Here is a 13,428-nt window from a genome sequence, read left to right as displayed (position 1 = left end):
TGGGGAGAACCGCCCGTGAGTACTCAGCAACCGCCGTCCTCCGGCCGCCCCACAGGACCTCCTTCCGGCCCGCTCTCGGGCCCTTCACAACCGGGGCAGCGCGGTCCGACGCCGCCGCCCGACACCCCGTCCGGTCCTCCGGGCGGTCCTCCGGGCGGCCCTCCGGGCGGCGGGCCGGGCGGTCCCCGTGGCGCGGGCGGCCCCGAAGGCCCCGGCCGTCCCTGGTGGCGGTCCGTCCCCCGGGTCGCGGCCATCGCCACCCTCGTCGTGGCCGCCGTGGTGGTGACGGTCGTCCTCACCCGGCCGGACGGCGGATCGGTCGCGGGCGGCGAGGTGTTTCTGGAGACCGCGGGCTCGTCCGGTCCCGATCCGTACACCGAGTCGACGGCCCGTGAGACCTCCCCGGCCGCGACGGCGTCGCCGACGACGCCGCAGAGCGTGCAGCCGAGCGTGTCACCCACCCGGACCAACGTCACCCGGGCGATGGACGGGGCCGAACCGGGTCTGTACGGCGGGACCCGGAAGGTGGCCAGCTGCAACGTGGAGAAGCAGATCTCCGCGCTCACCGCCCAGCAGGACAAGAACAAGGCGTTCGCCTCCGTCCTGGACATCGCGCCCACCGGCGTACCCGCGTATCTGCGGTCACTAACCCCCGTGCAGCTGCGGCTGGACACCCGCGTCACCAACCACGGCTACCGCAACGGCGCCGCCACCCCCTACCAGTCGGTGCTCCAGGCGGGAACGGCCGTCCTGGTCGACGACCGGGGCGTGCCGCGGGTGCGGTGCGCGTGCGGGAATCCGCTGCGTCCGCCGGTCGCCCTGCGGGGTACGCCGAAGCGCAAGGGCAGCCCGTGGCCCGGGTACCGGGCCGCGAACGTCGTGACGGTGGCGCCGGCGCCCGAGCCGGTGAAGGAATTCGTGATGTACGACCCGGAGAGCGGCGAGTGGTTCGCCCGCGACACCGGTGACACGGGCACCGACGACGAGCAGACCGCGCCACCCGCCAAGGAGACGAAGTCGCCCTCGCCGTCCCCGGACAACTCGTCGCCGGCCACGTTCCCCGAATCGCCGTCGACCGAGTCCCCCGCGTCGGAGCCGCCGCCCGCGGAGCAGGAGCCGCAGTCACCGGCCCCGGACTCACCGGCCCCGGACTCACCGGCCCCGGATTCACCGGCTCCCGAGCCCCCCGCGCCGGCGTCCCCGCAGACGCCGCTTCCGCCGGCCCCCGACACTCCGGTCACCGAGGGGCCGACCGGGTGAACTTGACGCCGTACCAGCCTCCGGGCGCGCATCCGTGTCGCGCGGCTGGTTTGCTGCCGGGCAAGTGGCCGGCGGGCCACCGCACGACACTGCCAACCGGAGGAACGTCGGGATGACGACGATGCACACCGCAGGACCGGCCGGCCCGGAGCCGGAGAGCTACGAGGACGAGCTTCCGGTCCACCCGCACCGGCGGGGCAGCGTCGTCATCAAATGGCTGACCACCACCGACCACAAGACGATCGGCACGCTGTATCTGACCACGTCGTTCGTGTTCTTCGTCATCGGCGGGATCATGGCGCTGCTGATGCGCGCGGAACTCGCCCGGCCCGGCATCCAGATCGTGTCGAACGAGCAGTTCAACCAGGCGTTCACGATGCACGGCACGATCATGCTGCTGATGTTCGCGACGCCGCTGTTCGCCGGTTTCGCGAACTGGATTATGCCCCTTCAGATCGGCGCGCCCGACGTGGCGTTCCCCGGCTGAACATGTTCGCGTACTGGCTCTACCTCTTCGGCTCGACCATCGCGGTGGGCGGGCTCCTGACCCCGGACGGTACGCCGGACTTCGGCTGGTTCGCCTACTCCCCACTGAACGATGCGGTGCATTCGCCGGGCATCGGCGCCGACATGTGGATCATGGGCCTGGCCTTCTCCGGCTTCGGCACGATCCTCGGCTCGGTCAACTTCATCACCACGATCATCTGCATGCGCGCGCCCGGCATGACGATGTTCCGGATGCCGATCTTCACCTGGAACATCCTGCTGACCGGTGTACTGGTGCTCCTCGCCTTCCCGGTACTGGCCGCCGCGCTCCTCGCGCTGGAGGCGGACCGCAAGTTCGGCGCGCACATCTTCGACCCGGCCATCGGCGGATCGATCCTGTGGCAGCACCTCTTCTGGTTCTTCGGACACCCAGAGGTGTACATCATCGCGCTGCCGTTCTTCGGAATCGTCACCGAGATCATCCCGGTCTTCAGCCGCAAGCCGATCTTCGGTTACATCGGCCTGGTGGGCGCGACCATCGCGATCGCGGGCCTCTCGGCGACCGTGTGGGCGCACCACATGTTCCCGACGGGCGCGGTGCTGCTGCCGTTCTTCTCGTTCATGACGTTCCTGATCGCCGTGCCGACCGGCGTGAAGTTCTTCAACTGGATCGGCACCATGTGGAAGGGCTCGCTCAGCTTCGAGACGCCCATGCTCTGGGCCACCGGCTTCCTCGTCACGTTCCTCTTCGGCGGTCTGACCGGCATCATCCTGGCGTCGCCGCCACTGGACTTCCACGTGACCGACTCGTACTTCGTCGTCGCGCACTTCCACTACGTCGTGTTCGGCACCGTGGTCTTCGCGATGTTCGCCGGATTCCACTTCTGGTGGCCGAAGTTCACCGGCAAGATGCTGGACGAGCGCCTCGGCAAGATCACCTTCTGGACGCTGTTCGTGGGCTTCCACGGCACGTTCCTGGTGCAGCACTGGCTGGGCGCCGAGGGCATGCCGCGCCGGTACGCCGACTACCTGGCGGCCGACGGCTTCACCGTGCTGAACACGGTGTCGTCGATCAGCTCGTTCCTGCTGGGCATGTCGCTCCTGCCGTTCTTCTACAACGTCTGGAAGACCTCCAAGTACGGCGTGCCGGTGCTGGTCGACGACCCGTGGGGATTCGGCCGGTCGCTGGAGTGGGCGACGTCCTGCCCGCCGCCCCGCCACAACTTCGTGACGCTCCCCCGCATCCGTTCCGAATCTCCGGCGTTCGACCTGCACCACCCCCTGATCGCCGCCATCGACCAGGCGCACAACCGGCCCGACGCCTCCGTGACCGTGGCGCCGGGAGACAAGCAGAGCTGAGTACGCCGCGTGAGTGCGGAAGGAGGCGTGAGCGTGGAGCCCGAGAACGTGAGCGTGGAGCCCGAGGCGGAGAGCGACCGCGGTCTGGCGCAGCTGGAGGGTTACCTCCTGTGGAGCGCCGAGGTGGCGGAGGCGCGCCTCCACGCCGGGCGGTTCAGCGAGCAGTTGCCCTGGCTCACCACGGCGCAGCGCGAGGACGTGGAACGCGTCTACACGGCCGAACGGCTGGCCGCATCGCGCGCCATGCTGGTGCGCGTCTCCGCTCGCGCCACCTCTCTGCGCGCCGAGTACTCCGCGCGGTACGAGCAGCTCAGGAGGCGTTGCGTGGCGGTGACCGTCCTGTGGGCCGGCGCGGTGAGCGGGGCGGGCGCGGCGCTCACCTTCCTCGTCCGGTAGCGCCCGTTTCGCCCGTCCTGTTCTGGGGACCCGCACAACGTCCGCCTGGTTCGGAAGCACGGTAACGGCGAGCAGGCTCAAGGTCACGGAGTGCCTCATGAACGAGACAACAGGGCTGCGGGTGGTCGTCACGGGCGCCACCGGAAATGTCGGCACCAGTGTGGTGCGCACACTGGCCGAGGATCCCCGGGTCGGTTCCGTCCTGGGCCTCGCGCGCCGGGTTCCCGACCTGGCCTTCCCACGGACGGAATGGGCGGCCGTGGACCTGGGCGAGGAGGCGGACGGTGACGGGCTCGCCGGCTGGTTCGCCGGCGCGGACGCCGTGGTCCACCTCGCCTGGCGCTTCCAGCCGACCCACGACCCGGCGCTCACCTGGCAGACCAACGTCCTCGGGTCCCTCAGGGTCTTCCGGGCGGTGGTGGCCGCCGGCGTGCCCGCACTGGTGCACGCCTCGTCGGTCGGCGCATACTCCCCGGGGCCGAAGGAGGCGCCGGGTGTCGACGAGTCCTGGCCCACCCACGGCTGGCCCGACGCGGCGTACTGCCGTGAGAAGTCGTACCTCGAACGGGTGCTGGACACCTTCGAGTACGAGCACCCGCATGTCCGCGTCGTACGCATGCGTCCGGCGTTCCTGTTCAAGGAGACGTCGGCGAGCGAGCAGCGGCGCATCTTCGCGGGACGCTTCCTCCCCGGCCCGCTGGTCCGGCCGGATCTGCTGCCGTGGGTGCCCGACATGAAGGGTCTGGTCCTTCAGGCCCTGCACACCGACGACGCCGCGGACGCCTACCGGCAGGCCGTCCTGCGCGACGTGAGCGGCGCGTTCAACCTGGCCGCCGATCCCGTCGTCGACGCGCGTGTGCTGGGCGAACTGCTGGAGGCGAAGGTCGTACGGGTGCCCACGGGTGTGGTCCGCGCCGCGCTGGCCGCGGCCTGGAGCGCGCGTCTCGCCCCCGCTTCTCCGCACCTGTTCGACGCGGTGCTGCGGCTGCCGGTGCTGGACGCGTCGCGCGCCCGCCGGGAGCTCGGCTGGCAGCCGCTGCGTACGTCCACCGACGCGATCCAGGAGTTCCTGGAGGGCGTACGCAAGGGAAGCGGCGAGCAGACGGCGCCGCTCGCGGGCCGCAGGGCGAGCTAGCCGGGCGCGGGCGGAACAGGGCGGGCCGTGACCGGCCCAGGCGCACAATAAGGCGGCAAAACGCCCATTTGGGTAAGATATCGGCAGGACGCTCGTACGACGGTTCCCCCAGCGCGTCGAAGGAGCCTCATGTCCAGCCGCCTGCGTACCCGTGAACCCGCAGCCGAACCGACCGCACCCGGCTCGCCCGTGGAGCCGGCCGATTTTCCCGAGATCCCGGATCCCTCCACTCTCTGCACGCTGGACGCCCGCACCCTCTCCGACTCCCTCTTCGAGCGCCTGGCGTCGCTCAGGGAGGGCACACCCGACTACGCGTACGTCCGCAACACCCTGGTCGAGATCAACCTCAGCCTGGTGAAGTACGCCGCCGGCCGGTATCGCAACCGCAACCAGCCCATGGAGGACATCGTCCAGGTGGGCACCATCGGTCTGATCAAGGCCATCGACCGCTTCGACCTGGGGCGCGAGGTCGAGTTCCCCTCCTTCGCGCTCCCCACGATCGAGGGCGAGATCAAGCGCTTCTTCCGCGACAACAGCTGGGACGTGCGCGTACCGCGCCGCCTCCAGGAGCTGCGGATCGACATCGCCCGCGCGTCCGACACGCTGGAGCAGGGGCTGGGCCGCGAGCCCACCGCCGCCGAGCTGGCCACCCACCTGGGCGTGGACGAGGGCGAGGTCCGTGAGGGGCGGCGGGCGGCGAACGGCTACAACGCCCGCTCCCTCGACGTGGTGTTCGACGACGCGCCCGCCGGCTTCGCCCAGTGCTGCCTCGGGGAGGAGGTCCGCGCGTACGACACCGTCGAATGCGTGGTCGCGCTGAAACCGCTGGTGACCGCCCTGGCCGAGCGGGACCGGATGATCCTCACCATGCGGTTCGTGGAGGAGCTGACGCAACGGGAGATCGGTGAGCGGATGGGCATCTCGCAGATGCAGGTGTCCCGCCTGCTGACGCGCATCCTGACCACGCTGCGCGACGCGCTCCTCGCGGACGACGGCCTGCCCGCTACACCGGCCACCGCCGGGAGCCGCCCGGCGCCGACACCTCCACCCACACCGTCTTACCGCCTCCGCGGGGCAGAGAGCCCCAGCTCCGGGCGAGACGCCGCAGCACGGTCAGCCCGTGCCCGCCGGGCGCCGCCACGTCCGACGGCCGGGGCCGCGGATGCACGGGGCTGCCGTCCGTGACCTCGATGCGCAGCCGGTCGGCCGTGCAGTGCAGTACGAACTCCCGGGGGCCACCGGCGTGCAGACAGGCATTGGTGACCACCTCGGACACCAGGAGCAGCACATCGTCGACGACCGCCTGCTCGTCCTCGTCGCCGGCGGGAATCCACTGCCAGTCGGCCAGCGCCTCCCGGCTGAAGTCGCGGCAGCGGCTCACGACACCCTCCGTGCCGCACAGCGTCAGCCGGCGGGTCTGCCCTCGTGACTGGAGGACGTCACCCAGGACCACGACGCACCCCCTCGTTGAAGCGTTCGGCTTTGATGCCTTGGCCACCGGGTGCCCCAAAAAGGCCGTTTTACCCACCGCTGCGGCCGTCAGGTGCGCCGGACGCCGTCGTCCACCGGCGCGAGGGCGTGGAGGAGTTGCTGGGACTCCGCGACGAGGCCCCCCAGCGACGTGGCCGTCTCGCTGTCCTGCTCCAGCATTTTCGTCTTCAGCCGGCCGTGCGCCGCCCACGCCGACTCCAGGGCGAGCGCGCGCTCCCGCTTCGCCCGGCGCCCCTGCCCTTCGAGGATTGCCCGGTCCGCCGCGCACACGTCGCCGGCGGCCCGGAGGAGGTCCGACAGCTGCCCCAGTGCGGCACCGGGAACCGGCCGCAGTCCGGGCTCGTCGCCGACCGTACTGGCCAGGGTGCGCGTGAGGGTCACCAGCGGATCGACGATCCGTTCCCAGGCGCGGTCCCATTCGGACGACGGGAGCGCCGGGCCGGTACGGCGCAGCCGGTGGCCCGGATTGAGCCGGTAGCTCTCCCGGGTCCACAGCCGCGCGTCGCGCAGGTCGGACAGGACGGCCGCGAGCCGCCGGGCCCGGTCGTGCCACGCCTCGGCCTGTTCCCGCCCATGGTCCTCCCGCAGCCCGTCGGCGACGACGTGCAGCACTTCCGCGCTCTCGGCAGGCAGCCTGCGCAGGAAGTCACGGACGCTGCGCAGATGGACCGGCGGCAGGATCAGCGCGTTGACCGCGATGCCGATGACCGCGCCGACGGCCGACTCGAAGAGCCGGTGCAGGACGTCGAGGCCCGAGTACGACCCGTAGGCCAGCACGAACAGAGCGGTGGTCGGCGCGTACAGACCGTGCTCGCCGAAGCGCGCGTAGTTGCCGAGCAGGACGGCGACCGGCAGCACCAGGACCATCGCGGTCATGGTGTTGCCTGTCAGATTGGCCGCTCCCGCCGCCAGTACGGTGCCGATGGCGATCACGACGAGCTGCTGCACCCCGGAGCGCAGTGAACGGTAGACGGTGCTCTGTACGAGGACGACCGCCGTCCAGGGGGCCATCAGGGCCATCGGCGCGTTCCACCACCAGCCCGTCAGCGCCCAGGCGGCGGCCGCGGCGCCGGCGGCCTTGAGGGACTGGGTGACCACGTCACGCTCGGGGCCGGGGCCCGCCGCCGCACGGCGCGCGGAGCGCCCGATCGCCGACGCCTCCCAGGACAGCCACCGCCACGTACGACGGGGTGCGGCACCCTCTGTGCACGTCGGGTGCTCGCCCTCACTGCCTGCCACTGCCGCCTCCGGAGCCTGGCCTCAATACGACGGGCCACGCGTGCCCATGGGGGCGCCTTCCAATCGTTGTTCCAGCCCTGCGACCGGACTGCCGTCGAGGCGCGCGAGCAGGTCGGCGGGGTCCTGGTAGACGGCGGCGGCCCCGGCTTCCTCCAGGTCGTCCTGCGGGATGCCGCCGCACCGCAGCGCCACGGCGAGCACCCCGGCCCGGGTGGCGGCCTTCATGTCCCACACCGTGTCCCCCACGAACACCGCCCGGTCCGCGGGCACCCCGGCCAGCTCCAGGGCACGCTCGACCGGCTCGGGGGCGGGTTTGCCCTCGCTGACGTCGTCGGCGCCGGCGGTGGCGGTGATGGCGTCGTCGGCGTCGATGGCGCGGCGCAGGGCGGCGAGCTCCCCGCCGCTCGCCGACGTGGCGAGGACGACGGTCCAGCCCCGCTCCGCGAGGGTGCGCAGCAGCCGGCCGGCGTCGGGGAGGGCGGGCAGCCGGTCCGCGTACGTCGCGTACAGGGTCTTGTGGGCGGCGCTGATGCCGTCGTCCTGGCCGGTGTCCCGGCCGTCCGGGAGCAGCCGGGCGATGAGGTCGTGGCCCGGGAGGCCGACAGCCCGGTGGATGTCGTGCATCATCACGTCGTGCCCCGCCTGGCGGAACGCCTCCCACCAGGCCGTCACGTGCAGATGGTTGGTGTCGACGAGAGTCCCGTCGACATCGAAGACGACTGCGCGGTCCATGGTGCCGTTTCCCTTCCTCACCGACCGGGACCGGTCCTCACGACCGGGACCGGACGGACCGGCGGGCCGCGCAGCCGTGGCGGCGCGGCCCGTCTCCGTACCTGTTCCGGGTACCCGGGTTACTTGGCGGGCGACTTCTTCACCCGCTCGCCCGTCCTCGCGACGGTCTCCTGGGCGTTGCCCCGCAGCTGCTCGCCACGGCCTTCCGCCCGCATCCCGTTGTCGTTGGCGGCCTTGCCCGCGGCTTCCTTCATCTTGCCCTTGACCTGCTTCGCCTTCGCCTTTGCCTTGCTCACGAGGTGTTCCTTTCACAGAGTTCGGAGGTGATCGGATCTGGCTCGACCACCTTGCGCCGCTCACTCCGTGCCTGCAATCCGGGACGTTCCGTCATCGGCCGTCCCGATCAGCCGGACGGCTCGTCCGGGGTCGTTTCGCCGCCGGCTCCGGGCACCCGCTCGTCCTTCCGGGGGCCTTCGCGGACCTCGTCCGCCGGGTCCTCTCCGGCCGGTGCCTGCTGGTCGGGCAGGTCCCTCGGCACGGGCGTGCCGTTGTCCTCGGGCTCTTGCGTCCTCGGGTCGCTCATGAGTACGGGGTCCTTCCTAGGCGCGGCAGAGGCAGAACGGGTGACCCGCCGGATCGGCGTACACACGAAAGCCCCGCTGCCCGTCGTTGTCGTCCACATCGAGAGGGGTGGCGCCGAGTGCGAGCACCTGCGCGTGCGCCGTCTCGATGTCCGGTACGTCGAAGTCCAGATGCATCTGCTGCGAGTTCTGGTCGGCCCGCGGCCACTGGGGCGGCCGGTGGCCCGGGGCACGCTGGAAGGCGATCCGGGGGCCGCCGGGCACGTACAGGTCGTACCAGTCCTCGTCGTCGTTCTTCACGTCGCCGCCCAGTACCGCGGCGTAGAACCCGGCGAGTGCCCGGGGGTCCGGACAGTCCACTGCCACGAGGCAGTACTTCGCGACGGCCATGCCGACCTCCTTGCTCTGGCGTGCGTCCCACCCCAGTACCCGTCCTGGGCGGGCTGAACCGAACCGCGCGAAGCCGGAGACTTTGGTAGGAAGGGGGCAGGACCACGGAGTGACACCTTCGGACCCGAGAGGCACGACGGAGTGGAGCCGACCAGCCAGCAGGAGACCGCGCACAGCTCGGTCCTCACCCTTCACATCAACGGCACCGCGCACACCCTGACGCTCGACCACCGCACCACCGTCCTGGACGTGCTGCGCGAGCACGTGGGCCTGACCGGTGCGAAGAAGGGGTGCGACCACGGCCAGTGCGGCGCGTGCACCGTGATCGTCGACGGCCGGCGGGCGAACAGCTGTCTACTGCTGGCCGCCGCGCACAACGACGCGCGGATCACCACCGTGGAGGGTCTCGCGGACGGTGAGCGGCTCCACCCGGTGCAGGAGGCGTTCGTCGCGCGGGACGCCCTCCAGTGCGGCTACTGCACACCGGGCCAGATCTGTTCGGCCGTCGGTGTACTGGCCGAGGCCGCCGAAGGCCATCCGTCGTACGTCACTTCCCCGCAGCACTCTCCGGGCGGCCCCGCCGACCTGACCCCGGACGAGATCCGGGAGCGCATGAGCGGCAACATCTGCCGCTGCGGCGCCTATCCGAACATCGTGGACGCGATCGAGGAGGTGGCGCCGTGAAGCCGTTCGCGTACTTCCGCGCCGAGAGCGCCGAAGAAGCGGTCGGGGCCTTCGCCGGCCATCCGGGCGCCCAGTACCTCGGCGGGGGCACCAACCTCGTCGACCTGATGAAACTCGGGGTCACCGCTCCGGACCTGCTCATCGACGTCAGCCGCCTGCCGCTGAACGGGATCGACGAGATGCCCGACGGCGGGCTGCACATCGGCGCGACCGTGCGCAACAGCGACCTGGCCGCCCATCCGGCCGTTCGTACGCGCTACGCCGCCCTGTCGCAGGCGCTGCTCTCCGGCGCCTCGGGGCAGCTGCGCAACACGGCGACGACCGGCGGGAACCTGCTCCAGCGCACCCGCTGCACGTACTTCCAGGACATTTCGAAGCCGTGCAACAAGCGCGCCCCCGGCACCGGGTGCCCCGCCCGCGAAGGTGTCCACCGCGATCTGGCGGTGCTCGGCCACTCCGCGGACTGCGTCGCCACCCACCCCTCCGACATGGCCGTGGCGCTGGCCGCCCTGGACGCGGCGGTCCACCTGCACGGCCCGCAGGGCGCGCGCACCGTCGCGGTCACGGACTTCCACCGGCTGCCGGGCGACCGTCCCGACCAGGACACCGTCATCCGTTCGGGCGAGCTGATCACCGGCGTGAGTCTGCCGCCCGTGCTCCCCGGCACCCACTGCGGCTATCGCAAGGCCCGCGACCGCGCCTCGTACGCCTTCGCCCTCGCCTCGGTGGCCGCCGTCGTGCGGGTCGAGGGCGGCGTCGTCCGGGACGCCGCCCTCTCCTTCGGCGGGCTCGCGCACCGGCCCTGGCGTGCCCGCGCGGCCGAACAGGTGCTGCGCGGGGCGCCCGCCACCGAGGAGACGTACGCGCGGGCGGCCGACGCGGAACTCGCCGCGGCCGAGCCGCTGCGCGACAACGCCTTCAAGGTGCCGCTCGCCCGCAACCTCGCCGTCAGCGTGCTGGCCGATCTCGCTTCCCGTACCTGAGGACGTGACAACCCGTCATGACGCACGCATCCACCCCCCTGGGAACGCCGGCCGTCCGCAGCGAGGCCCGCGACAAGGTCACCGGCGCCGCGCGCTACGCGGCCGAGCACTCCCCGCCCGGCTGCGCCTACGCCTCGCCGGTGCCCGCCACCGTGGCGCGCGGCCGGGTCACCGCCGTGCACGCCGACGAGGTGCTGGCCCGGCCGGGCGTACTCGCCGTACTCAGCCACGAGAACGCGCCGCGTCTCAAGGAGCCGGACGACCCGATCCTCGCGGTCCTCCAGAACGCCCGGGTGCCGCACCGCGGCTGGTACGTCGCGCTGGTGGTCGCCGACACCCCGGAGGCGGCCGCCGAGGCGGCCGAGGCGCTGCGGATCGAGTACGCGGCCGAGGAGCACGACGTACGGCTGACGCCAACCCATCCGGGCCTCTACACGCCCGATGAGGCGAACAGCGGGGTGCCCGCCGTCCGGGAGCGCGGCGACTTCGACGCGGCCTATCCGGCGGCCGCCGTGCGGGTCGACGCGACGTACACGATGAGCGCGCTGCACAACCACCCCATGGAACCGCACGCTTCGACGGCCCGGTGGGACGACGGGCACCTCACGGTGCACGACTCCAGTCAGGGCTCCACCAAGGTGCGCGACGCCCTCGCCCAGGTCTTCGGGCTGGAGCAGCGGCAGATCACCGTAGTCTCCGAGCACGTCGGCGGCGGGTTCGGCTCGAAGGGCACGCCCCGTCCCCAGGTGGTGCTGGCCGCCATGGCCGCGCGGCACACCGGGCGCCCCGTCAAGCTGGCACTCCCCCGCCGCCACCTCGCGGCGGTCGTCGGCCACCGCGCGCCGACCGTGCAGCGGGTCCGGATCGGGGCCGGCGCCGACGGTGTCATCACGGCGCTCGCCCACGAGGTCGTCACACAGACGTCGACGGTCAAGGAGTTCGTGGAGCAGGCAGCCGTTCCGGCCCGCGTCATGTACACCTCGCCGAACAGCCGCACCAGCCACCAGGTCGCCGCGCTGGACGTCCCGTCGCCGTCCTGGATGCGGGCTCCGGGCGAGGCGTCCGGGATGTACGCCCTGGAGTCGGCCATGGACGAACTCGCCGTAGCCGCCGGACTCGACCCGGTGGAGCTGCGGCTGCGCAACGAGCCGGAGACCGAACCCGACAGCGGCAACCCGTTCAGCAGCCGGCGCCTGGCCGAATGCCTGCGGGAAGGGGCGCGGCGCTTCGGCTGGGAGGGGCGCGACCCGCGTCCGGGCGTGCGCCGCGAGGGTGACCTGCTGATCGGCACCGGGGTGGCCTCCGCGACCTATCCCGTACTCGTCAGTCCGTCCGCCGCCACCGCGCACGCCGCCGGCGACGGCACGTACCTGATCCGGGTCAACGCCACCGACATCGGCACCGGCGCCCGCACGGTGCTCGCGCAGATCGCCGCCGGCGTGCTGGGCGCGCCACTGGAATCGGTGCGCGTCGAGATCGGCAGCAGCGACCTGCCGGCCGCGCCGCTCGCGGGCGGCTCGTCGGGCACCGCGTCGTGGGGCTGGTCGGTGCACAAGGCGTGTGCCCTGCTGGCCGGGCGGCTGAAGGACCGCGCGGGCGGGCCGCCGGCCGAGGGGATCACCGTCGCGGCGGACACCGAGCGGGAGGTGGCCGAGGAGTCCCCGTACGCGCGGCACGCGTTCGGCGCCCACTTCGCGGAGGTACGGGTCGACACGGTGACGGGTGAGATCCGGGTGGGCCGCCTCCTGGGCGTCTACGCCGCCGGGCACATCCTCAACCCCCGTACCGCCCGCTCGCAGTTCATCGGCGCGATGACCATGGGCCTCGGCATGGCGCTGACGGAGCACAGCACCATGGACGCGGCCTTCGGGGACTTCGCGGAGCACGACCTGGCGTCGTATCACGTGCCCGCGTGCGCGGACGTGCCGGCGATCGAGGCGTACTGGGTCGACGAGGACGATCCGCACCTCAACCCGATGGGCAGCAAGGGCATCGGTGAGATCGGCACCGTCGGCACGGCGGCGGCCGTCGCCAACGCGGTCCACCACGCGACGGGAGTGCGGCTGCGGGACCTGCCACTGACGCCGGACAAGCTGCTGCCGCACCTGCGTCCGGCGGGGTGACGCAGAGGTTGCCGCCGCGCGCGGAGCGGCCTCCTTCCGCCCGCCGGAAGGGCATGGGCATGACCGGTAGGCGGCGGGGCACAAGGCTGTCAGCGGCACGGCCACCCGGACCACGCGTGGTGCGCCGTCAACTGGCAGGAGAGACACATGCTGGCAATCGCGGCGGCGGTGGTGTTCGTCATCGCCTTCATCATCCACGCGACCGAGACGTCGACGGAAGCGATCTTCGGTCCGACGAGCCTCACGCTCGTCGGCCTCGCCCTACTCGCCCTGCACGTGGCGGGTGTGGGTTCCGGGTGGGCGGCCCGGGGCCGTCGACGCTGAGCCGGCCGGGCCGCCCGGGGTGAGGGCCACGGCTCCGCTCCGGGCGGCCCACTGTGCGAGTGGGCGGCGTGCGGGTGGGTGGGCGCGTGCGGGTGAACGCGTGCGGGTGGCGGTCGGCGGTTCGTTTGTCACCCGCCGTCCGGGGCACTCGCCGGAAGGATTGGCTCCGTCAGCCCGCCGGACGTAATGGGGTTTCTCATGGGTACACCGCCGAACGATCCCGTCCCGCCCACGCCGACCCCCGC

The 13,428-nt window shown here is 72.1% G+C and carries 14 protein-coding genes and 2 pseudogenes; 10 read left to right on the top strand and 6 right to left on the bottom strand.

Annotation, left to right across the window (positions count from 1 at the left end; translation table 11 throughout):
- The first annotated feature begins 15 nt into the window (after positions 1-15).
- The 5 genes and pseudogenes from AS594_RS31075 to AS594_RS31055 form a co-directional block, all read left to right on the top strand.
- On the top strand, positions 16-1,260 hold the full coding sequence (locus AS594_RS31075) for a DUF6777 domain-containing protein (protein ID WP_167367944.1): 1,245 nt from the start codon (positions 16-18) through the stop codon (positions 1,258-1,260).
- 121 nt (positions 1,261-1,381) lie between these two features.
- Positions 1,382-3,105, top strand: a pseudogene (gene ctaD / locus AS594_RS31070) (aa3-type cytochrome oxidase subunit I).
- A 54-nt stretch (positions 3,106-3,159) separates the two neighbouring features.
- Positions 3,160-3,501 carry a hypothetical protein gene (locus tag AS594_RS31065; protein WP_069936007.1) on the top strand — a complete coding sequence of 114 codons (342 nt, stop codon included), beginning with the start codon at positions 3,160-3,162 and terminating at the stop codon, positions 3,499-3,501.
- 97 nt (positions 3,502-3,598) lie between these two features.
- A complete protein-coding gene (locus AS594_RS31060) occupies positions 3,599-4,636 on the top strand; it encodes an NAD-dependent epimerase/dehydratase family protein (protein ID WP_069935589.1) in 1,038 nt (345 codons plus the stop codon).
- 129 nt (positions 4,637-4,765) lie between these two features.
- A pseudogene (locus AS594_RS31055) lies at positions 4,766-5,629 on the top strand (SigB/SigF/SigG family RNA polymerase sigma factor); the annotation flags it as partial.
- 10 nt (positions 5,630-5,639) lie between these two features.
- On the opposite strand, the gene AS594_RS46400 reads toward AS594_RS31055, so the two are convergent.
- Positions 5,640-5,903: an ATP-binding protein gene (locus AS594_RS46400; RefSeq protein ID WP_240509299.1), complete on the bottom strand. Its 264-nt coding sequence runs from the start codon at positions 5,901-5,903 to the stop codon at positions 5,640-5,642.
- Here AS594_RS46400 and AS594_RS46395 point away from each other — a divergent pair.
- Complete coding sequence (locus AS594_RS46395; protein WP_240509325.1) at positions 5,880-6,065, top strand: hypothetical protein; 186 nt, start codon at positions 5,880-5,882, stop codon at positions 6,063-6,065. The genes AS594_RS46400 and AS594_RS46395 overlap by 24 nt on opposite strands.
- A gap of 110 nt (positions 6,066-6,175) precedes the next feature.
- Here AS594_RS46395 and AS594_RS31045 read toward each other — a convergent pair whose 3' ends face one another.
- The 5 genes from AS594_RS31045 to AS594_RS31025 form a co-directional block, all read right to left on the bottom strand.
- Positions 6,176-7,366, bottom strand: coding sequence for an FUSC family protein (locus AS594_RS31045; RefSeq protein ID WP_240509118.1), 1,191 nt, complete (start codon positions 7,364-7,366; stop codon positions 6,176-6,178).
- A gap of 21 nt (positions 7,367-7,387) precedes the next feature.
- Positions 7,388-8,098 carry an HAD family hydrolase gene (locus tag AS594_RS31040; RefSeq protein WP_069935586.1) on the bottom strand — a complete coding sequence of 237 codons (711 nt, stop codon included), beginning with the start codon at positions 8,096-8,098 and terminating at the stop codon, positions 7,388-7,390.
- A gap of 119 nt (positions 8,099-8,217) precedes the next feature.
- Positions 8,218-8,394 carry a CsbD family protein gene (locus AS594_RS31035; RefSeq protein WP_069935585.1) on the bottom strand — a complete coding sequence of 59 codons (177 nt, stop codon included), beginning with the start codon at positions 8,392-8,394 and terminating at the stop codon, positions 8,218-8,220.
- 107 nt (positions 8,395-8,501) lie between these two features.
- Positions 8,502-8,681: a hypothetical protein gene (locus AS594_RS31030; protein WP_069935584.1), complete on the bottom strand. Its 180-nt coding sequence runs from the start codon at positions 8,679-8,681 to the stop codon at positions 8,502-8,504.
- Between the two features lie 16 nt (positions 8,682-8,697).
- Positions 8,698-9,069 (bottom strand): VOC family protein, encoded by a 372-nt coding sequence (locus AS594_RS31025; protein ID WP_069775468.1) that lies wholly within the window; start codon positions 9,067-9,069, stop codon positions 8,698-8,700.
- A gap of 141 nt (positions 9,070-9,210) precedes the next feature.
- Between AS594_RS31025 and AS594_RS31020 the strand changes: the two genes are divergently transcribed.
- The 4 genes from AS594_RS31020 (at position 9,211) to AS594_RS44800 (ending at position 13,183) form a co-directional block, all read left to right on the top strand.
- Entirely contained in the window at positions 9,211-9,753 is a 543-nt protein-coding gene (locus AS594_RS31020) for a 2Fe-2S iron-sulfur cluster-binding protein (RefSeq protein WP_069935583.1), read from the top strand.
- Positions 9,750-10,736, top strand: coding sequence for an FAD binding domain-containing protein (locus tag AS594_RS31015; protein WP_069935582.1), 987 nt, complete (start codon positions 9,750-9,752; stop codon positions 10,734-10,736). Before AS594_RS31020 ends, AS594_RS31015 begins: the two co-directional genes overlap by 4 nt.
- Before the next feature lie 17 nt (positions 10,737-10,753).
- Positions 10,754-12,859, top strand: coding sequence for a xanthine dehydrogenase family protein molybdopterin-binding subunit (locus AS594_RS31010; protein WP_069935581.1), 2,106 nt, complete (start codon positions 10,754-10,756; stop codon positions 12,857-12,859).
- A gap of 147 nt (positions 12,860-13,006) precedes the next feature.
- A complete protein-coding gene (locus AS594_RS44800) occupies positions 13,007-13,183 on the top strand; it encodes a hypothetical protein (RefSeq protein ID WP_167368054.1) in 177 nt (58 codons plus the stop codon).
- Positions 13,184-13,428: the final 245 nt, after the last annotated feature.

It is taken from the genome of Streptomyces agglomeratus, from assembly GCF_001746415.1.
Taxonomy (GTDB): domain Bacteria; phylum Actinomycetota; class Actinomycetes; order Streptomycetales; family Streptomycetaceae; genus Streptomyces; species Streptomyces agglomeratus.
This window is presented reverse-complemented; position numbering and strand designations above follow the sequence as displayed.

Bases quoted from the DNA above. Each gene is read 5' to 3' on its own strand.
- AS594_RS31025 (WP_069775468.1), bottom strand. From the start codon at position 9,069: ATGGCCGTCGCGAAGTACTGCCTCGTGGCAGTGGACTGTCCGGACCCC.
- AS594_RS44800 (WP_167368054.1), top strand. From the start codon at position 13,007: ATGCTGGCAATCGCGGCGGCGGTGGTGTTCGTCATCGCCTTCATCATC.
- AS594_RS31060 (WP_069935589.1), top strand. From the start codon at position 3,599: ATGAACGAGACAACAGGGCTGCGGGTGGTCGTCACGGGCGCCACCGGA.
- AS594_RS31040 (WP_069935586.1), bottom strand. From the start codon at position 8,098: ATGGACCGCGCAGTCGTCTTCGATGTCGACGGGACTCTCGTCGACACC.
- AS594_RS31030 (WP_069935584.1), bottom strand. From the start codon at position 8,681: ATGAGCGACCCGAGGACGCAAGAGCCCGAGGACAACGGCACGCCCGTG.
- AS594_RS31010 (WP_069935581.1), top strand. From the start codon at position 10,754: ATGACGCACGCATCCACCCCCCTGGGAACGCCGGCCGTCCGCAGCGAG.